Here is an 18303-nt window from a genome sequence, read left to right as displayed (position 1 = left end):
CCTTAGGATTTCTGGAACATGGCAAGCATCCGGCGCGTGACCAGGAAGCCGCCGACGATGTTGATCGAGGCGATCAGCACCGAGATTGCCGCAAGGATCACGACCAGCCAGTTGCCCGAGCCGATCTGCAGCAGCGCACCGAGGATGACGATGCCCGAGATGGCGTTGGTCACCGCCATCAGCGGCGTGTGCAGGCTGTGCGAGACGTTCCAGATCACCTGGAAGCCGATGAAGCAGGACAGCGCGAAGACGATGAAATGCGACATGAAGCTCGCGGGGGCATAGATCCCCACCAGCATCAGGAGCGCCGTGCCCACGGCCAGCAGCGTGACCTGGCTCACCGTCGCCTTGCGGAAGGCGGCAGTCTCCTTGGCGCGTTTCTCCTCCGGCGTCAGCTCCTTGGCCTTCTCCTTGGGTTTCTGCGCCGCGATGGCCGCGATCTTCGGCGGCGGCGGCGGGAAGGTGATCGCGCCGTCATGCGTCACGGTCGCGCCGCGGATCACGTCATCCTCCATGTTCTGCACGATCACCCCGTCCTTCTTGGGCGTGAGATCGGTCAGCATGTGGCGGATGTTGGTGGCATAGAGCGTCGAGGATTGCGCCGCCATCCGCGAGGGATAGTCGGTGTAGCCGACGATGGTCACGCCATTGGGGCTGACCACCTTCTCGTCCGGCACCGTCAAGTCGCAGTTGCCGCCGCGCTCGGCGGCTAGGTCGATGACCACCGAGCCGGGCTTCATCATCGACACCATGTCGGCGAGCCACAGCTTCGGCGCGGGGCGACCGGGGATCAGCGCCGTGGTGATGACGATGTCCATCTCGGGCGCCAGCGCGCGGAACTTCTCCAGCTGCTTCTCGCGGAACTCGGGGGAGACGGCGCGGCATAGCCACCCGTGGCGGCCCCGTCCTGCGCCTCGGCGAAGTCGAGATAGACGAATTCCGCGCCCATCGATTCGATCTGCTCGGCCACTTCCGGCCGCACGTCGAAGGCATAGGTGATCGCGCCGAGGCTCGTCGCCGTGCCGATGGCGGCCAGACCCGCCACACCGGCGCCGACCACCAGCACCTTGGCCGGGGGCACCTTGCCCGCCGCCGTCACCTGTCCGGTGAAGAACCGCCCGAAGTTGGCCCCCGCCTCGATCACCGCGCGGTAGCCCGCGATATTGGCCATCGACGACAGCGCGTCCATCTTCTGCGCCCGGCTGATGCGCGGCACCATGTCCATGGCGATGACCGTCGCGCCCTTGGCCTTGCACTGCTCCAGAAGCTCGGCATTCTGCGCCGGCCAGAAGAACGAGATCAGCGTCTGGCCCGCGCGCAGCATCTCCGCCTCGGCAGGCTCCGGCCCGCGCACCTTCACCACCACATCGGCGGCGTCATAGAGCGCTTGGGCCGAGGGCAGCACGGTGACGCCCGCCGCCGCATAGCTGTCGTCGGAGAAGCCGGCCTTCGCCCCCGCCCCGGTTTCGATGACGCAGGTATGGCCCAGCTTCTGCAATTGCAGGGCCGAGTCGGGCGTCATGGCGACCCGCGCCTCGCCTGCGAAACTCTCTTTGGCTGCTCCGATCTTCAACAGTCTCTCCCCCTGTGGCGGCGCCGCGCGGCGCCGGATCAACATGCCGTGCTGTTAAACACCGCGACAGAAAAGATCACAAGCGGCTAGCGTCGCTGCGTCAATCTGAGGCTGAACGCTTGGGGAACGAAAGATCAGAGCCAGCGGCGGGTGGTTTTGCTCCATTGGGAGAAAGCCGGGCCGAAGCCCTCGGCCAGCCGCGCCTCCTCCGGCAGGATGAAGCGGCGGGTCAGCACCACCATGAGGAGCGGCAGCGCCAGAAGCCCGAGCGGCGCGTCGGCCCAGAGGAGGACGCCGAGGAGGACCAGCAGATCGCCGAGATAGATCGGGTTGCGCGACCAGCGGAACACCCCGTCGGTGACCAGCGCCGAGGGCGCGCGATGCGGCATCACCGTGGTCGCCGCCCGCCGCATCCGCTCCACCGCCAGCAGCATCAGCCCGAGCCCGGCAAGGATCGCCGCCGCCCCCAGATACCGCCCGACGGCGCCGAAGAGGTCGAGCGGCCAGAGCCGGTCGAGCATCAGGCCAAGAGCGATGCATAGCAGCGTCCACACCGGCGGATAATCGAAGTTCTTCACGCGCAACCCTCTCACCAGACCTCACGGCCCTTGCTGCCACGGTCGGCGCTTTCCCGAAAGTCCGTTCTTCACCCTTGAACCCGCCGCCGCTTCCTCGTTATCCCGCAAGCGGGGCCGCAGCCCGAGGGAGGGACCAGGATGACCGATTTCACCGCAACCCGCGCCATGTTCGACCTGCCGGAGGGGGTGATCTACCTCGACGGCAACTCGCTGGGGCCGCTGCCGCGCGCCGCCAAGGCCCGGGTGGCCGAGACCGTGGCGGCGGAATGGGGCGAGATGCTGATCACCGGCTGGAACAAGGCGGGCTGGATGGCGCAGCCGATGCGGCTCGGCGACCGGATCGGCCGGCTTGTCGGGGCCGAGCCGGGCACGGTGGTGGTGGGCGACACGCTGTCGATCAAGGTCTTTCAGGCGCTGGCCTCGGCGGTGCAGCTCCGCCCCGACCGGAAGGTGATCCTGTCCGACACCGGCAACTTCCCCTCTGATCTCTACATGGCCGACGGGCTCTGCCGGATGCTGGGTCAGGGCTACAGCCTGCGCACCGTCGCACCCGAGGCGGTCGAGGCGGCGATCGACGACAGCGTGGCGGCGATCCTGATCACCGAGGTGGATTACCGCACCGGGCGGCGGCATGACATGGCGCGGCTGACGGCGAAGGCCCATGCGGCCGGGGCGCTGGCGATCTGGGATCTGGCGCATTCGGCCGGGGCCGTCCCGGTCGATCTGGCCGGGGGCGGCGCCGATTTCGCCGCGGGCTGCAGCTACAAATACCTCAACGGCGGCCCCGGCGCGCCGGCCTTCATCTATGTCGCCCCGCGCCATGCCGAGGCGGCGCTGCCTGCGCTCTCGGGCTGGCTCGGCCATGCGGCGCCCTTCGCCTTCGATCTCGACTACCGCCCCGGGCCCGGTATCGAGCGGATGCGCGTCGGCACCCCGCCGGTGATCCAGATGGCGGCGCTGGAGGCGGCGCTCGATGTCTGGGACGGCGTCGAAATGGCCGATCTGCGGGCGAAATCGCTGGACCTGGGCGATCTCTTCATCAAGGGCGTCGAGGCCGCCTGCCCCATGCTCACCCTCGCCACCCCCCGCGCCCACGACGCGCGCGGCTCGCAGGTCAGCTTCCGCCACCCCGAGGGCTACGCCATCATGCAGGCGCTGATCGCCCGCGGCGTGATCGGCGACTTCCGCGCCCCCGACCATCCTGCGCTTCGGCTTCACCCCGCCTCTACATCGGCGCGGAGGAGGTGGGCCGCGCGGTGGAGATCCTCGCCGAGGTCATGGCGGGCGGCCTCTGGGACCGGGCGGAGTACCGCCAGCGCGCCGCGGTGACCTGAGCCGGGCGTGCCGTCCTCGGGGCCATCGAGGCCCCTCGGACGGCGCTGCCGCGGCGGGATCGGAGGCCGCGCGCCTCTGGCCGGCGGAAGATGAGTATTTGGGCAAGGAGAAACCGGGGACGCCTTGCCGCAGGGGTTTCGGCGGCGGGGCGGCGCCCCGGGGCCCGGTCAGGCTTTGACCCTGCCGCGGCGATGGTCTAGCGTGGGGCATCAGGCAATCCGGCGGCTCGAAGACCGCCCGCAGGCAGGAATTACGGAATGCAAGGCATCGGCATGAAACTGGCCTCGGCCACAATGGTGGCCCTGCTGCTGGGGGCCTGCGTGCCCAATGCGGCGCTGGTCGATGCGGGGCTGGCCGAACCGCCCACGCCGCAGCTGATCCCCGATGTCTACGCCGCCCGGGCCGACGGCACCTATACCGTGCCCGCCGTGCCGGTGGAGAAGGTGCCGGTGCAATACCAGCGCCAGTCGGTCTATTTCCCGACCGAGGAAGTCCCCGGCACCATCATCATCAATCCGCAGGCGCGGTTGCTGCATCTGGTGACCGGCAAGAACCAGGCGATCCGCTACGGCATCTCGGTCGGCGCCGCCGGTTTCGAATGGTCGGGCGAGGCGATCGTCGCCAACCGCCGGCCCTGGCCGACCTGGACCCCGCCGCCCGAGATGATCGACCGCAAGCCGGAACTGGCGAAATGGGAGAAGGGCCAGCCCGGCGGCCCGACCAACCCGCTCGGCGCCCGGGCGCTGTATCTCGAGACCAACGGCCGCGACTACGGCTACCGCATCCATGGCACGCCGGACTGGCAGTCGATCGGCCGCAACGCCTCCTCGGGCTGCATCCGGATGATCAACCAGGACGTGATGGACCTCTACGAGCGGGTTCCGGCGGGAGCCAAGGTCATCGTCATGACCCGCGACGGCCAGATGCCGAGCGGCCTGACCCTGCCGCCGCCCGCGCCGAAGAAGCCGAAGCCGGCGGTGGTGGCCGCGGTCGAGCCGAAAGAGGTCGTGGTGCCCTCGGGTCTCGGCAACCTGCCGATGCTGTCGCCGATGGGGGCTGCGGCGGAGCCTGACGAGGCTCCTGCCCCGGAAGCTCCCGCCAACCCGACCGCCGCTGACGACACGCCGCCGGCGGTGACGCCGACCGCGCCCGAAGCGCCGGCTGCGCCCGCGCCGCAGGCCGAAGCGCCCGTCACGACGACGCCGCTGCTGCCCGTGCCGGCGACAGGCGCCAGCGACTCGCTCTGAGAGCGGGTCGCCTTAGGTAAGTTCAGGGACTGAGCGGCGCGGGGGAACCCGCGCTGCGCCTGCAAAACGAACCGGCGCCCCGCTCCAAGCGGGTCGCCTTCCAAAACGGATCAGGCGCTGAGCCGCGCCGGGGCGAGCCCGTGGGCCCAGTCGCGCACCGCCTCGCCGAAGGCGGCGAACAGCGGCCGCGACACCGGGTCGGCGGCGGCGTTCCACTCCGGATGCCATTGCACCGACAGGGTGAAGCCGGGCGCATCCTTGACATAGAGCGCCTCGGGCGTTCCATCCGGCGCCCTGCCGTCGATGACGATGCGCGCGCCGGGCCGGTTCACCCCCTGCCCGTGCAGCGTGTTGGTCATCACCTCTTCCGCCCCCATCAGCCGGTGGAACACGCCGCCGGTGGTGAAGCGCACCGGGTGGCGCAGGGCGAATTTCTCCTCGATCGTGCCATCGGGCGGCATGCGGTGGTTCATCCGTCCCGGCAGGTCGCGGATCTCGGGGAAGAGCGTGCCGCCCATCGCCACGTTCACCTCCTGGAAGCCGCGGCAGATGCCGAGGAAGGGCTGGCCGCGCTCGACGCAGGCCCGCACCAGCGGCAGGGTGATGGCGTCGCGCTCGCGCTCGAAACAGCCATGCGCCGGAGTCTCGTCCTCGCCATATTCCGACGGGTGGACATTGGGCCGGCCGCCGGTCAGGAGGAAGCCGTCGCAGAGCTCGAGCAGCTCCTCGACCGAGACGAAATTCGGGTCGGTCGGGATGATCAGCGGCAGGCAGCCGGAGACGAGGGCGACCGCCTCGGTGTTCATCGTGCCGCCGGCATGGACGGGGTAGGTGTCGTTCAACAGCGACATGTTGCCGATGATGCCGACGACGGGTCGAGCGGAAGTCGGGCGGCAGGCGGAGGGGCGGAGCATTTCTGGGCCGGGGTTTGTTCGGAGCATGGGTTAAGAATAGGGGCTTGTGACGCTTCGGTGAAGGGGCAATCCCGGGAAGAACCGCTCGTGACCGCACAGACTGCCTGAGGATTGTGCAGCGCAGGGCGCAAGCGGCAGGGAACCGGCCGCCCGGCGGACAAGGCTCACGGGCTCGTGACTTGCCTTCCCGCCGCCGGAAGGTCGGATCGATAGGCAACAACAACAGGAGATCGCCATGACCCCGCTTCGTCTCGCCCTCGCCGCCCTCGCGCTGGGCGCCGCCCCCGCCCTCGCGCAAGATATGGACCACTCGGGCCACGCCATGACCGGCGACAGCCCGTCGACCATGGCCTACCAGCAAGCCAACGAGGCGATGCACGGCGGGATGGGCATCCCCTATACCGGCGATGCGGATGTGGATTTCATGCGCGGCATGATCCCGCATCACGAGGGTGCCGTCGCCATGGCCAAGGTGGTGCTGGAGCATGGCTCCGACCCGGAGGTGCGCAAGCTGGCCGAGGAGGTCATCGCGGCGCAGGAGGCCGAAATCGCCTTCATGAAGGACTGGCTCGCCAAGCACGGCCAGTAAGAGGGCTCAGTTCCCCGCGGCTTCGGCCAGCGCCGGGCGGATCGTGTCGTTCAGCGACCGCTCGGTGATCGGACCGGCGAAGCGCAGCACGATCCGGCCCTCGCCGTCGATCACATAGGTCTCGGGCACGCCATAGACGCCCCAGTCCAGCGCCATGCGGCCGCTGTCGTCGGCCCCCATGTCGGCGAAGGGATTGCCGAGCTCGGCGAGGAAACCCAGCGCGTTCTCCGGCTTGTCCTTGTAATTCACCCCGTGGATCGTCACGCCCTCCTCCGCCAGCGCGGTCAGCGAGGGATGTTCCGCCCGGCAGGGGGCGCACCAGCTGGCCCAGTAGTTCACCAGCTTCACCCCGGGCTCGCGCAGCGAGGCGTCGGTGAAGGGCGCGCCCTCGCCCAGCTGGGTCAGCTGCACCGCCGGCGCCTGCTTGCCGGTCAGCACCGAGGGCAAGCCGTCCGGATCCTCGCGCTGCATGCCGATGTAGAACATCGCCGCCAGCCCGGCGAAGATCACCGGGGGGGCCAGCATCAGAACCTTAGCCATTGCGCCTTGCCTGCCGTTCTTCCAGATCGCGCAGCACGCGCTGCACCCGCTTGCCACGCCAGAGGCTGAGCCCCACCAGCGCCAGAATGAGCCCGATCGACGCGCCATAGGCCGTCAGCACCGCGGCCGCGTATTTCCCCAGATCCGGCATCATGCCATGCGGTCCCGCGCCAGCAGCGCCTGCACCCGGCGCGCACGGATCTCGGTCCGGGTGCGCAAGAGCACCAGCGTCAGGAACAGCGCGACGAAGCCCGCGATGCAGATCAGCAGCGGGAAATAGAACACGTCCGACACGTTCTCTTCCTTGTCGAGGCTCAGCGAGGCGCCCTGGTGCAGCCCCTGATTCCAGAAGTTCACCGCATAGCGGCTCAGAAGCGCGAAGACCGAGCCCACGAGGCAGAGCACCGAGGTGAGATCCGCCGCCGTATCCGGCGTGTCGATCGCCTGCCAGAGTGCGATATAGCCCAGATAGAACAGCCCGAGGATCAGGAAGGAGGTCAGCCGCGGGTCCCAGGCCCACCAGGTCCCCCACATCGGCTGGCCCCAGACGGCGCCCGTCACCAGCGCCACCAGCGTGAAGGTCAGCCCGATCGGCGCCGCGGCCTTGGCCGCCAGCGCCGAGACATGGTGCCGCCGGATCAGCCAGATCAGCGAGGTCACCAGCATCATCATCCAGGCATTGATCGCCATCAGCGCGGCGGGCACATGCAGGTAGATGATCTTGACGGTGGAGCCCTGCTTGTAGTCGTCGGGCGTGAAGAAGAAGCCCCAGATCAGACCCGTCGCAAGGCAGATCACGGTCAGCGCGCTCACCCAGGGAAGGATGGCGGCGGAGGTCGTCATGAACCTCTTCGGATTGGCATATTCCCAGATCGACATGGCGTCCCGACTAGGGCCTCCCGCTTTACGATGCAAGCCTAGCATGCTGATTTCACCGAAGGTTGACGCGGATTGCCGCAGCCGAAGCGAAGGGCAAGAGCGCCGTCACCGCCAGCGTGATCCCGGCCAGCAGCAAGAGCGGCGCGCCGACTTCCAGCCCCGCAGCACCGCGCTTCACCACCTCGGCCCCGAAGATCAGCGTCGGCACGTAGAGCGGCAGCACCAGCAGGCTCAGAAGCAGCCCGCCGCGCTTCAGCCCCACGGTCAGCGCCGCGCCGAAAGCGCCGATCACCGACAGCGCCGGCGTGCCGAGCGCCAGCGATGCCACGAGCCAGAGATAGCCCTGCGGTGGCAGGTTCAAAAGCAGCGCCAACACCGGCGAGGCCAGCGTCAGCGGCAATCCGGTCACCGCCCAATGCGCCAGCGATTTCACCGCGACCGCGCCTTCCAAAGGCATCGGCGCCGTGGCGAGGAGGTCGAGCGATCCATCCTCGAAATCCAACGCAAAGATCCGGTCCAGCGACAGAAGGCAGGCCAAGAGCGCGCCGACCCAGAGGATGCCCGGCGCGATCTTCGCCAGCGTCGCCGGCTCCGGGCCGACGCCCAGCGGCACCAGCACCGCCACCAGCAGGAAGAAGGCCAGCCCAAGGCCGAAGCCGCCGCCGGCCCGGATCGCCAGCCGCAGGTCGCGCAGCAGAAGGGCGATCATGCGAAATCCCCGCCGAACGGGTCGTCATCCGTCCCCTCGGGCCGCAACTCGGCGCGGAACGGCGTCAGGTCCAGCACCTCGGCCTCCAGCCCCAGATCGATATGCGTGGCGATCAGCGCCGAACCGCCTTCCGCCAGATGCGCCCGCACCACATCGCCGAACAGCGCCACCGAGGCCGCGTCGAGCGAAACGGTGGGCTCGTCCAGCATCCACAGCGGCCGCCCCGTCACCAGAAGCCGCGCCAACCCCAGCCGGCGCTTCTGCCCGGCGCTCAGGTTCTGCGCCTGCCGGTCGGCCAGCGCGCCGAGGTTCATCCGCGCCACCGCCGCCGCCACATCGCGCGTACCATAGACCGCGGCCCAGAAGCTGAGGTTCTCGGTGACGGTCAGGGTCGCCTTCAGCCCATCGGCATGGGCGGCATAGGCGATGACCTCCGGCTGCATCGAGATCCGCCCCGCCACCGCCGGCTGCAACCCGGCCAGCGTGCGCAGAAGCGTGGTCTTGCCGATGCCGTTCGGCCCGCGCAGGATCAGCGCCCGCCCCGCGCCGAGCGTGAAGCCGACGCGCTCCAGCACGGTGACGCCGCCACGGGCGCAGGCAAGGTCGGTGACTGTCAGGTCCATCGCCCTGCCCTAGCGCATCTTTTTCATTACGGAAAGCTCAGACCGGCAGCAGCAGGACGGCGATCCGCCGCCCCTCCGACAAGAGCACGTTGTAGGTCCGGCAGGCCGCGGGCGAGGACATCACCTCCACCCCCATGCCCGCCGCCTCCATCGTGTCGCGGAACGCCTTCGGCACATGGGCCACATCGCCCCCCATGCCGACGAACAGCACGTCGATCCGCCCGACAAGGGTCATCGGCGTCTCGGTATCCTCGAGCCCGCCCCAGCCGCCGGCGCCCCAGGGCGAGATCAGGCAGGCGCCCTCCAGCCGCTGGCCGCCGATGCGGAAGAAGCCGGGGCCATAGCCCTCGATCGGCATGGCCTCGTCATAGGTGATCTCGGTCAGCTGCACCGCCGCCTCCTCAGTTCTCCGCCTCGGCGAAACGGGTGCCGGCCGGGCTGTCCTGCTTCGGCCCGCCGCGGTCCACGCCCAGCATCAGCACGATGTTCTTGGCGACATAGAGCGTCGAATAGGTGCCGACCACCACGCCGAACATCATGGCGAAGACGAAGCCGCGCAGCACGTCGCCGCCGAAGACCAGCAGCGAGGTCAGCGCGATCAGCGTGGTCAGCGCCGTCATGATCGTCCTGCTCAGCGTCTCGTTGGTGGTGAGGTTCATCAGGTCGCGCAGCGGCATCTTCTTGTATTTCGGCAGGTTCTCGCGAAGCCTGTCGAAGATCACCACGGTATCGTTCACCGAATAGCCGAGGATGGTCAGCAGCGCCGCCACGATGGTCAGGTCGAACTTGATCTGGAAGATCGCGAAGATGCCCACCGTCAGCAGCACGTCATGCACCAGCGCCGCCACCGTGCCAACGGCGAACTGCCACTCGAACCTGAGCCAGACATAGATCCAGATCCCCGCCGACCCCGCGGCCACCGCGAGGAGCGCCGACCAGATCAGCTCGGCCGAGACCTTCGGCCCCACCGATTCCACCGACGGGAAGGTGATCGCCGGATCGACCGCGCGCAGCGCCGTCTCGATCGCGCCGATCACCTCGGGCGTGATCGCCTCGGCGCCGTCCTGCGCCTCGATCCGGATCATGGCGACATGCTGGTCCGGCCCGAAGGTCGGATCGAACACTTCCGAGATGGTCACATCGCCCAGCCCCAGCGTCTGCATCGCCGTGCGGTATTCGCCCACATCCACCGCCTGCGTCGATTCCGTGCGGATCGTGGTGCCGCCGCGGAAGTCGATGCCGAAGTTCAGCCCGAACACCGCCACCGCCAGCAAGGACAGCACCACCGCCACCAGCGAGGCGCCGAAGGTGACATACTGCCAGCGGAAGAAGTCGATGGTGGTCTTTTCGGGAACAAGTCTCAGCCGCATGGGAATTCCTTACACGACGATGGACTTGGGGCGCCGGAACGCCAGCCAGGTCGCGATGATGAGTCGGGTGACATAGACGGCGGTGAACATCGAGGTCAGCACGCCGATCCCCAGCGTCACGGCGAAGCCGCGCACCGGGCCCGAGCCGATCCAGAACATGATGACCGCGGTCAGGATCGCCGTGATGTTGCTGTCGACGATGGCCGACAGCGCCTTCTCGAAGCCGATCTCGATGGCGCGCGACGGTCCCTTGCCCTGACGGATCTCCTCGCGGATTCGCTCGAAGATCAGCACGTTGGCGTCCACCGCCATGCCCATGGTCAGCACGATCCCGGCGATGCCCGGCAGCGTCAGCGTCGCCCCGATCACCGAGAGCACGGCGAAGATCAGCGCGATGTTGATCGCCAGCGCCACATTGGCCATCACCCCGAACCAGCCGTAGCAGGCGATCATGAAGAACACGACCGCGACCATGCCGATCACCGAGGCGAGGCTGCCCGCGTCGATGCTGTCCTGCCCGAGTTCCGGGCCGATGGTCCTCTCCTCCAGCCAGGTCATCTCGGCCGGCAGCGCGCCGGCGCGCAACAGGATGGCGAGCTCGGTCGATTCCTCCACCGAGAAGTTGCCGGTGATGATGCCCGACCCGCCGGGGATGTGGCTCTGGATCACCGGGGCCGAGATCACCTCCTCGTCCAGCACGATGGCGAAGGGCGCGCCGATGTTGTTGGCGGTGTAATCGCCGAAGGCGCGCGCGCCCGCCGGATCGAAGCGGAAGTTCACCGCCGGCCGGTTGTTCTGGTCGAAGGCCGGCTGGGCGTCGACGAGGTCTTCGCCGGTCACCACCGGGGTCTGTTCGATGATGTAGTAAACGCCCGGTTCGTCGGCGGCGGGCAGCAGCAGGTTGCGCGGCCCCGGGTTGGCCCCGGCGTCGGTGGTGCGGTTCACCACCGGGTTGAAGGTCAGCTTGGCGGTGGTGCCGATCAGCGCCTTCAGGTCGGCGGCCGAGCCGATGCCCGGCACCTGGATCAGGATCCGGTCCTCGCCTTGGCGCTGGATCGTCGGCTCGCGGGTGCCGACCTCGTCGACCCGGCGGCGGATGATCTCGAGGCTCTGCTGGATGGTGCGGTTGTCGGTCGCGGCCCGCTCGGCCGGCGACAGTTGCACCACCACCGTGTCGCCCTCGGCCGTCACCTGCAGGTCGGTCTGGCCGACGCCGGTCAGCGTCACCAGGGGTTGCGCCAGCGCCTGCACCGCGGTCAGCGCCTGCTGCATGCCTGCCGGGTTCTCGATCGCCACCCGCAGCACGCCGGGCGGCGAGGGCTGGCGGCGTACGTTGCCGACCTGATCGCGCAGTGGCCTGAGCGCGTCGCGCACATCGGGCCACATCGCGTCGATCCGGCTGGCGTAGACGTCGCCGACCTGGACCTCGGCCAGCAGATGCGCGCCGCCCCGCAGGTCAAGCCCGAGGTTCACCAGATCCGAGGGCAGCCAGTCCGGCCATTGCCCCAGCGCCGCGGTCTGTTCGGGCGTGGCCGTGCCCCCGGCGGCCGCGATGGCCGCCGCGGCGTCGTTATGACCCTCCACCCGCGAATAGAACATGTTCGGCATCGCGTAGAGGATGCCGAGGGCGCAGATCGCCCAGATCAGAAGGCGTTTCCAGAGCGGGATATGGATCATCGGTCAGGTCCGGTTCAGGCGGCGGGTTCGGTCTTGGACATGACCTGCACGATGGTGGCTTTCATCACCCGCACCTTCACGCCCTCGGCAATCTCGACTTCGACGACGCCGTCCTCATGGACCTTGGCGACCTTGCCGATGATGCCGCCGCCGGTGACGACCTGGTCGCCGCGACGCAGCGCCTCGACCATCAGCTTGTGTTCCTTCAGCTTCTTCTGCTGCGGACGGATCAGCAGGAAATACATGATCGCGAAGATGAGGATCAGCGGCACGAAACTGGTGAAAGCGCTGGCGGCGCCGCCGGCGGCCTGTGCGTAAGCAGGGGTCACAAACATGAATCGTCCTCTTGGTTTACCGGGGTTTTCCCCCGAAATTCGGTGGCGCACCCTATCCACGGGGGGATCGGAAGGCAAGCGAACCCCTTTGGACCTACAATCCCCGCTGCCGCAACGGAAGTCACGGATGCGACAACGCAGCGGGGCCTTCTGCAAAACAAACCTGCACGCCGCAGCGAAGCATGATAAGCCGAGGCTGCATCTTGCGTCCCTTCCCTGCGGTTCGACTCCTTCTGCGGCGGCCCCGGATCTTCCGCGCCCGCGCGCGTGTCCCTATTTTGTGCGTTTGCGCAGGAAGACCTTTCAATGACCGCTTCGACCTCGCCTGCCGATCTCTCCGTCGATCTGGCGCTTGCCGTCATACTGACCTCCGACGCGCCGCTGTTGCTCCTGAACAGTGATCTTGCGGTCGTCGCCGCCAGCCGCTCCTTCTGCCGCGCCTTCCGCATCGACCCGATCACCATCACCGGGCTGAAGGTCTCGGCGCTGGGGAGCGGCGAATGGGATATCCCCCAGCTCGAGTCGCTGCTGCAGGTCACCGCCTCCGGCGCCGCGGCAGTGGAGGATTACGAGATGGACCTGCGCCGGCCCGGCCAACCGATCCGCAAGCTTCTGGTGAATGCGCATCGGCTGGAACAGGGCAGCGAGGGCCGGACGCTGGTGCTGCTCTCGGTCTCTGACCAGACCGAGGCGCGGGCCCGCGACGCCCACAACGAGGATCTGATGCGTGACAAGGCCACGCTGATGGCCGAATTGCAGCACCGCGTCGCCAACAGCCTGCAGATCATCGCCAGCGTGCTTATGCAGAGCGCCAAGCGGGTGCAATCCGACGAAACCCGGACCCATCTCTACGATGCGCACAACCGGGTGATGTCGGTCGCCGCGCTGCAATCGCAGCTGTCCGCGGCGCAGGTCGAGGATGTGGAGTTGCGGCCCTACTTCACCAATCTCTGCCGCAGCATCGGCTCCTCGATGATCCGCGACCGCGACTCGGTGATCCTCGAGGCGGTGGTCGACGGCAGCGTGGTGAAGGCCGAGGCCTCGCTGAACCTCGGGCTGATCGTCACCGAGCTGGTGATCAATGCCCTGAAACACGCCTTCCCCGGCCAGCGCAGCGGACGCATCACCCTCGACTTCCGCTCGAAGGGCGAAGACTGGACGATGACCGTCACCGATGACGGCATCGGCATGCCCGGCGCCGAAGCCGACGCCAAGCCGGGCCTCGGCACCAGCATCGTCAAGGCGCTGACCACCCAGCTCGACGCGACCGTCGGCGCCACCGATGCCCGCCCCGGCACCATCGTCACGGTCCGGCACCTCGCCGCGGACGGCGCCTTCCGCACGTCGGGCGCCGCCGCGGCCACGGAAGCGGTCTGACCCGCAGCCGATGCGGCAGAAGTTACCAATTCGTTAACAGATTTCGGGTATATCAGCAATTACAGTTACTTGCCCGCCTTTTCACGCGTGAAAATTCCCGGTTCACCTGAGCCCCGCAATCGGGCATACCTTGCCCCGGACAAGAACCCCGAGGTCTCCCATGCACGACATCCGCGCGATCCGCGAAAACCCCGCAGCCTTCGACGCCGCCCTCGCCCGCCGGAACCTGCCGGGCCAGTCGCGCGAGATCCTCGCCCTCGACGAGGCCCGCCGCGGCAAGATCCTCGCCGCCGAGACCGCCGCCGCCGAACAGAACCGCGCCAGCAAGGAAGTCGGCGCCGCGAAAGCCGCCGGCAACGATGCCGAATTCGAACGGCTGCGCGCCCTCGTCGCCGACAAGAAGGCCGAGATCTCCCGCCTCACCGAAGAGGCGAACGCCGAGGATGCGAAACTGCGCGACCTCCTGCTGACGATCCCCAACCTGCCCCACCCCGACGTCCCCGTCGGCGCCGACGAGACGGAAAACGTCGAGCTCCGCCGCTGGGGCACGCCGCGCGGCTTCAACTTCGCCCCGCGCGAACATTTCGACATCCCCGCCGTGAAACCCGGCATGGATTTCGCCACTGCCGCCAAACTCTCCGGCTCGCGCTTCGTCGTGCTGAAAGGCGCCGTCGTCCGCCTCCACCGCGCCCTGGCCCAGTTCATGCTCGACACCCACGTGGCCGAGCACGGGCTGACCGAGATGTGGACCCCGGTCCTCGTCAAGGAAGAGGCGATGTATGGCACGAACCAGCTGCCGAAGTTCGCCGAGGACAGCTACCAGACCACCAACGGCTGGTGGCTGATCCCCACCTCCGAGGTCACGCTGACCAACACCGTCGCCGGCGAGATCCTCGAGGCGGCGAGCCTGCCGATCCGCATGACCGCCCTCAGCCAGTGCTTCCGCTCCGAAGCGGGCTCGGCCGGCAAGGACACCTCCGGCATGCTGCGCCAGCACCAGTTCGAGAAGGTCGAGATGGTCTCGATCACCACCCCCGACGCCAGCCTCGCCGAACACGACCGCATGACCCGCTGCGCCGAGGCGATCCTGGAAAAGCTCGGCCTGCCCTACCGCACGATCGTGCTCTGCACCGGAGACATGGGCTTCGGCGCGCAGAAGACCCATGATCTCGAGGTGTGGCTCCCCGGTCAGAACACCTACCGCGAGATCTCCTCGGTCTCGGTCTGCGGCGATTTCCAGGCCCGCCGGATGAACGCCCGCTTCCGCCCCGTCGGCGAGAAGCCCGAGTTCGTCCACACGCTGAACGGCTCCGGCCTCGCCGTCGGGCGCTGCCTGATCGCGGTGCTGGAGAACGGGCAGCAGGAGGATGGCTCGGTCGAGCTGCCCGAGGTGCTGCACCCCTATCTCGGCGGCAAGACCCGGATCAGCGCCGCTGGCGTGCTGGAATGACGAAGGGGGCCGCGGCCCCCTTTTTCCTGCCGGTCGTCAGCGGCCCCAGATCACCTGAACGTAATTCTCGGTTTCCTGATAGGGTGGGATGCCGGCATGTTTCTCCACCGCCGCCGGACCGGCGTTGTAGGCGGCGAGCGCCAGCGGCCAGGTGCCGAACTTGCCGTACATCATCTTCAGGTAGCGCGCCCCACCCTCGAGGTTCTCATGCGGGTTGGCGATATCGACCCGCAGCAGCTGCGCCGTGCCGGGCATCAGCTGCGCAAGGCCGGTCGCGCCCTTGGGCGAGACGGCCGAGGGGTTCCAGCCGGATTCCTGCTGCACGAGCCGCAGGAACAGCGCCTCAGGTACGCCATGCTTGCGGGCGGCGGCCTTTGCGACCTCGAGGTATTGGCCCTTGTAGCGCCCGGAATAGCTGCGCACCGGCGCCTCGGGCAGGACCGGCACCTTGGGCTTCAGCCGCTCCGAATTCTCGTATTGCCGCGCGAGCCGCGTGTCGAGGAGGCGCGCCTGCGACTTGAACAGGCTGCCGCGATTCTTGCTGGATTCGGAGAGGGTCAGCCCCTGGGCCTGTGACGTCCCCGCAGTTATTCCCGCTGCACCCAAGGAAAGAGCCGTAACGAAAACCGCACCAATCAGCCGCCGCATAATGTGTCGCCTTCATTATCCCTGCAGGGACTATACTTTTTTTCGCCCGCGACGCCAGAGTTTTGCGCGCAACCGCATGGCGAGCGGCAGAGTTGGCCCGCATCGCGTCCGGCCGGGCTGGTATGGGCCGGGTCGTCGGGTTATAGGCTTTTGGTAACCAATCCGGGCGAAGCTGCCCGGAAAATTCGGGATTCGGAGGAACGACATGGCGGGTTCGGTCAACAAGGTCATCATCATCGGCAACCTCGGTCGCGACCCCGAGGTGCGCAGTTTCCAGAACGGCGGCAAGGTGGTGAACCTGCGGATCGCCACCTCGGAGACCTGGCGCGACAAGGCCAGCGGCGAGCGCAAGGAGCGGACCGAATGGCATTCGGTCGCGATCTTCGACGAGAACCTCGCGAAAGTGGCCGAGCAGTATCTGCGCAAGGGCTCGACCGTCTACATCGAGGGCCAGCTCGAGACGCGCAAGTGGCAGGACCAGTCGGGAGCTGACCGCTACTCGACCGAAGTCGTGCTGCGCCCCTTCCGCAGCACGATGACCATGCTGGGCGGGCGCGGCGACAGCGGCGGCTCGGGCGGCGGGGCTGGCGGCGGTGGCGGCTACGAGGACCGCGGCGGCTATGACAATTACGAGGGTGGCGCGTCCTCGGGCGGCAGCTCGCGCGGCGGCGCGCCTGCGGGCGGCGGTGGCGGCCGGCGCACCGATCTGGACGACGAGATCCCGTTCTAAGCCAGCCCGTCTCCGGGCAGCTTCGCTCTCCACAGACGCCCCGCCCGGTCGCTCCAGGCGGGGCTTTTTCTCTTCAGTTTGAGATGCACGCTCCTTGATACTCCTCATCCAGATTGTGAGGATAGGACCGTAAATATCTGTATCCGTTAGGGTGCTCGATCCGACCCAACCGAAATCTTCCCCAGAGCTTTCGCCTGCCTCACTCCACCACCAGCCCTTGCCCTCACCCTGCCTTGCCCCTAGCCTCCGGCCCCGGACGCCTGACGCGACCCGAGGATCCCAATGACCGCCGCGCCTGTCCGCATGACCCAGACCAGCCGCGCCATTCTCTGGATGCTGCTGGCGATCCTGCTGTTCACCGCGATGGACGCGCTGGCCAAGACCGTGCTGCGCCAGGGCTATCCGACGCTGCAGGTGGTCTGGGCGCGCTATGCCGGGCAGACCCTCGTGGTGGCGCTGTTCCTGTTCCACCGGCTCGGCCCCCTGCTGCGCACCCGGCATCCCGGGCTGCAGGCGCTGCGCTCGCTGTTCCAGTTCGGGGCGACGGCGCTGTTCTTCGCCAGTCTCGGCTTCATCGGCCTCGCCGAGGCGACGGCGATCATGGACACCAACCCGGTGCTCATTACCCTCGGCGCTGCGCTGTTCCTCGGCGAAAGGCTCGGCCCGCGCCGGCTGTTCGGCATCGGCGCGGCGCTGGTGGGGGCGCTGATCGTGATCCGGCCGGGCTCGGGCGTCTTCTCGCCGGCAGCGTTGCTGCCGCTGGGGGCGGCGGTCTGCTATGCCGGTTACGCCATCGCCACCCGCAAGGTGGGCGCGACAGAGAATGCCTGGACCTCGCTCCTCTACTCGGCGCTCTTGGGCACGCTGGTCTCCACCGCGGCGCTGCCCTTGGTCTGGACGCCGATCGCCGCGGCGCATGTGCCCGGCTTCATCGGCCTGGCGCTGATCGGCACTGCCGGGCAATTCTGCCTGATCCGCGCCTTCACCATGACCGAGGCCTCGGCCGTGGCGCCCTTCGGCTATGTCGGGCTGGTCTTCGCCACCTTCTGGGGGATCGTGCTCTTCGGCGAATATCCCGACCGCTGGACGGTAGTGGGTGCGCTTGTGATCGTGGCGGCGGGACTTTATGTCTGGCGCCGCGAGACAAGGGCGTCGCGCAGCACCAGTTGAGGACAAATGGCAGGCAAGAACACCGGAGCCGGAGCCTGGATCGAGGACCGCGCGCTGCGGCTGCTGATCGGCGGCCTGCTCGCCCTGCCCTATGGCTGGCGGGTGCCGCTGTGCGGCTGGGTGATGTCGCGGGTGATCGCGCCGCTGGCCGGCTATGACCGCCGGGTGCGCGACAACCTGGCCCGCATCCTGCCCGACCTGCCCGAGGCCGAGGTGCGCCGGCTGATGCGCAAGGTGCCCGACAACGTCGGCCGCACCGTGATCGAGATCTATTCCGGGCAGGAGTTCGTCGCCCGCACCGCCTCCAACCCGCTGCATGGCGCGGGGGTCGAGCCCTTGGCCGAGGCCCATGTCCAGGGGCGGCCGGTGGTGCTGGTGACCGGGCATTTCGGCAATTACGACGCCAGCCGCGCCGCGCTGATCGCCCGCGGCTATCCGGTCGGCGCGCTCTACCGGCCGATGAACAACGCCTATTTCAACGAGCATTACGTCCGCGCGATGGAGAGCATCGGCAAGCCGCTGTTCCCGCGCGGCAAGCGCGGGCTGGCGGCGATGCTGC

Annotated in this window: 19 protein-coding genes and 2 pseudogenes; 8 read left to right on the top strand and 13 right to left on the bottom strand. The window is 68.2% G+C overall.

The window, feature by feature from the left end; genetic code table 11:
- Positions 1 to 2 precede the first annotated feature (2 nt).
- A pseudogene (locus C5F48_RS12360) lies at positions 3 to 1573 on the bottom strand (Re/Si-specific NAD(P)(+) transhydrogenase subunit alpha).
- A 134-nt stretch (positions 1574 to 1707) separates the two neighbouring features.
- A complete protein-coding gene (locus tag C5F48_RS12355; protein WP_107664216.1) occupies positions 1708 to 2151 on the bottom strand; it encodes a methyltransferase family protein in 444 nt (147 codons plus the stop codon).
- 138 nt (positions 2152 to 2289) lie between these two features.
- On the opposite strand from C5F48_RS12355, the pseudogene kynU reads away from it, so the two are divergent.
- Both kynU and C5F48_RS12345 read left to right on the top strand, forming a co-directional pair.
- Positions 2290 to 3485: pseudogene (gene kynU, locus C5F48_RS12350) on the top strand (kynureninase).
- 258 nt (positions 3486 to 3743) lie between these two features.
- Positions 3744 to 4733, top strand: coding sequence for a L,D-transpeptidase (locus tag C5F48_RS12345; protein ID WP_107664215.1), 990 nt, complete (start codon positions 3744 to 3746; stop codon positions 4731 to 4733).
- Positions 4734 to 4843: 110 nt separating this feature from the next.
- On the opposite strand, the gene C5F48_RS12340 is transcribed toward C5F48_RS12345, so the two are convergent.
- Positions 4844 to 5647, bottom strand: coding sequence for a gamma-glutamyl-gamma-aminobutyrate hydrolase family protein (locus tag C5F48_RS12340; protein WP_170139561.1), 804 nt, complete (start codon positions 5645 to 5647; stop codon positions 4844 to 4846).
- Between the two features lie 205 nt (positions 5648 to 5852).
- Here C5F48_RS12340 and copM point away from each other — a divergent pair, with 205 nt between their 5' ends.
- The gene (copM, locus tag C5F48_RS12335) at positions 5853 to 6236 is read left to right on the top strand and encodes a CopM family metallochaperone (RefSeq protein WP_258186501.1); all 384 of its coding nucleotides are present in this window, start codon (positions 5853 to 5855) and stop codon (positions 6234 to 6236) included.
- 6 nt (positions 6237 to 6242) lie between these two features.
- Here copM and C5F48_RS12330 read toward each other — a convergent pair whose 3' ends face one another.
- The 9 genes from C5F48_RS12330 to yajC are packed head-to-tail and all read right to left on the bottom strand — an operon-like array spanning position 6243 to position 12369.
- On the bottom strand, positions 6243 to 6776 hold the full coding sequence (locus C5F48_RS12330; RefSeq protein ID WP_107664212.1) for a DsbE family thiol:disulfide interchange protein: 534 nt from the start codon (positions 6774 to 6776) through the stop codon (positions 6243 to 6245).
- On the bottom strand, positions 6769 to 6930 hold the full coding sequence (ccmD, locus tag C5F48_RS12325) for a heme exporter protein CcmD (RefSeq protein ID WP_181247694.1): 162 nt from the start codon (positions 6928 to 6930) through the stop codon (positions 6769 to 6771). Before ccmD ends, C5F48_RS12330 begins: the two co-directional genes overlap by 8 nt.
- Positions 6927 to 7655: a heme ABC transporter permease gene (locus tag C5F48_RS12320; RefSeq protein ID WP_107664211.1), complete on the bottom strand. Its 729-nt coding sequence runs from the start codon at positions 7653 to 7655 to the stop codon at positions 6927 to 6929. Before C5F48_RS12320 ends, ccmD begins: the two co-directional genes overlap by 4 nt.
- A 52-nt stretch (positions 7656 to 7707) precedes the next feature.
- Entirely contained in the window at positions 7708 to 8364 is a 657-nt protein-coding gene (gene ccmB / locus C5F48_RS12315) for a heme exporter protein CcmB (protein ID WP_107664210.1), read from the bottom strand.
- Positions 8361 to 8987, bottom strand: a complete 627-nt coding sequence (gene ccmA / locus C5F48_RS12310) for a heme ABC exporter ATP-binding protein CcmA (RefSeq protein ID WP_107664209.1) — start codon at positions 8985 to 8987, stop codon at positions 8361 to 8363. The genes ccmB and ccmA overlap by 4 nt, the downstream gene beginning before the upstream one ends.
- A gap of 37 nt (positions 8988 to 9024) precedes the next feature.
- Positions 9025 to 9378, bottom strand: a complete 354-nt coding sequence (locus tag C5F48_RS12305) for an Mth938-like domain-containing protein (protein WP_107664208.1) — start codon at positions 9376 to 9378, stop codon at positions 9025 to 9027.
- Between the two features lie 10 nt (positions 9379 to 9388).
- Complete coding sequence (secF, locus tag C5F48_RS12300) at positions 9389 to 10363, bottom strand: protein translocase subunit SecF (RefSeq protein WP_170139571.1); 975 nt, start codon at positions 10361 to 10363, stop codon at positions 9389 to 9391.
- A 3-nt stretch (positions 10364 to 10366) separates the two neighbouring features.
- Complete coding sequence (secD, locus tag C5F48_RS12295; RefSeq protein WP_107664206.1) at positions 10367 to 12034, bottom strand: protein translocase subunit SecD; 1668 nt, start codon at positions 12032 to 12034, stop codon at positions 10367 to 10369.
- A 14-nt stretch (positions 12035 to 12048) separates the two neighbouring features.
- The gene (yajC, locus tag C5F48_RS12290; protein WP_107664205.1) at positions 12049 to 12369 is read right to left on the bottom strand and encodes a preprotein translocase subunit YajC; all 321 of its coding nucleotides are present in this window, start codon (positions 12367 to 12369) and stop codon (positions 12049 to 12051) included.
- 306 nt (positions 12370 to 12675) lie between these two features.
- On the opposite strand from yajC, the gene C5F48_RS12285 reads away from it, so the two are divergent.
- Both C5F48_RS12285 and serS read left to right on the top strand, forming a co-directional pair.
- A complete protein-coding gene (locus C5F48_RS12285; protein ID WP_107664204.1) occupies positions 12676 to 13746 on the top strand; it encodes a sensor histidine kinase in 1071 nt (356 codons plus the stop codon).
- Positions 13747 to 13906: 160 nt separating this feature from the next.
- Positions 13907 to 15196 carry a serine--tRNA ligase gene (gene serS, locus C5F48_RS12280; protein WP_107664203.1) on the top strand — a complete coding sequence of 430 codons (1290 nt, stop codon included), beginning with the start codon at positions 13907 to 13909 and terminating at the stop codon, positions 15194 to 15196.
- A gap of 36 nt (positions 15197 to 15232) precedes the next feature.
- Here the strand turns inward: serS and C5F48_RS12275 are convergent, their stop codons facing one another.
- A complete protein-coding gene (locus C5F48_RS12275) occupies positions 15233 to 15844 on the bottom strand; it encodes a lytic transglycosylase domain-containing protein (RefSeq protein ID WP_107664202.1) in 612 nt (203 codons plus the stop codon).
- A gap of 205 nt (positions 15845 to 16049) precedes the next feature.
- On the opposite strand from C5F48_RS12275, the gene ssb reads away from it, so the two are divergent.
- The 3 genes from ssb to C5F48_RS12260 form a co-directional block, all read left to right on the top strand.
- Positions 16050 to 16574, top strand: a complete 525-nt coding sequence (ssb, locus tag C5F48_RS12270) for a single-stranded DNA-binding protein (protein ID WP_107664201.1) — start codon at positions 16050 to 16052, stop codon at positions 16572 to 16574.
- A 282-nt stretch (positions 16575 to 16856) separates the two neighbouring features.
- Entirely contained in the window at positions 16857 to 17744 is an 888-nt protein-coding gene (locus C5F48_RS12265) for a DMT family transporter (protein WP_245941299.1), read from the top strand.
- Between the two features lie 6 nt (positions 17745 to 17750).
- Positions 17751 to 18303, top strand: a 553-nt coding sequence (locus C5F48_RS12260) for a lysophospholipid acyltransferase family protein (RefSeq protein ID WP_373454342.1), incomplete at its 3' end; no start/stop codon positions are given.

Source organism: Cereibacter changlensis JA139, from assembly GCF_003034985.1.
GTDB classification, from domain to species: Bacteria; Pseudomonadota; Alphaproteobacteria; order Rhodobacterales; family Rhodobacteraceae; genus Cereibacter; species Cereibacter changlensis.
This window is presented reverse-complemented; position numbering and strand designations above follow the sequence as displayed.

Coding starts and splice junctions, on each gene's coding strand:
- C5F48_RS12345 (WP_107664215.1), top strand. CDS start 3,744: ATGCAAGGCATCGGCATGAAACTGGCCTCGGCCACAATGGTGGCCCTG.
- C5F48_RS12340 (WP_170139561.1), bottom strand. CDS start 5,647: ATGCTCCGCCCCTCCGCCTGCCGCCCGACTTCCGCTCGACCCGTCGTC.
- C5F48_RS12330 (WP_107664212.1), bottom strand. CDS start 6,776: ATGGCTAAGGTTCTGATGCTGGCCCCCCCGGTGATCTTCGCCGGGCTG.
- ccmD (WP_181247694.1), bottom strand. CDS start 6,930: ATGATGCCGGATCTGGGGAAATACGCGGCCGCGGTGCTGACGGCCTAT.
- C5F48_RS12320 (WP_107664211.1), bottom strand. CDS start 7,655: ATGTCGATCTGGGAATATGCCAATCCGAAGAGGTTCATGACGACCTCC.
- ccmB (WP_107664210.1), bottom strand. CDS start 8,364: ATGATCGCCCTTCTGCTGCGCGACCTGCGGCTGGCGATCCGGGCCGGC.
- ccmA (WP_107664209.1), bottom strand. CDS start 8,987: ATGGACCTGACAGTCACCGACCTTGCCTGCGCCCGTGGCGGCGTCACC.
- secD (WP_107664206.1), bottom strand. CDS start 12,034: ATGATCCATATCCCGCTCTGGAAACGCCTTCTGATCTGGGCGATCTGC.
- yajC (WP_107664205.1), bottom strand. CDS start 12,369: ATGTTTGTGACCCCTGCTTACGCACAGGCCGCCGGCGGCGCCGCCAGC.
- C5F48_RS12285 (WP_107664204.1), top strand. CDS start 12,676: ATGACCGCTTCGACCTCGCCTGCCGATCTCTCCGTCGATCTGGCGCTT.
- serS (WP_107664203.1), top strand. CDS start 13,907: ATGCACGACATCCGCGCGATCCGCGAAAACCCCGCAGCCTTCGACGCC.
- C5F48_RS12275 (WP_107664202.1), bottom strand. CDS start 15,844: ATGCGGCGGCTGATTGGTGCGGTTTTCGTTACGGCTCTTTCCTTGGGT.
- ssb (WP_107664201.1), top strand. CDS start 16,050: ATGGCGGGTTCGGTCAACAAGGTCATCATCATCGGCAACCTCGGTCGC.
- C5F48_RS12265 (WP_245941299.1), top strand. CDS start 16,857: ATGACCGCCGCGCCTGTCCGCATGACCCAGACCAGCCGCGCCATTCTC.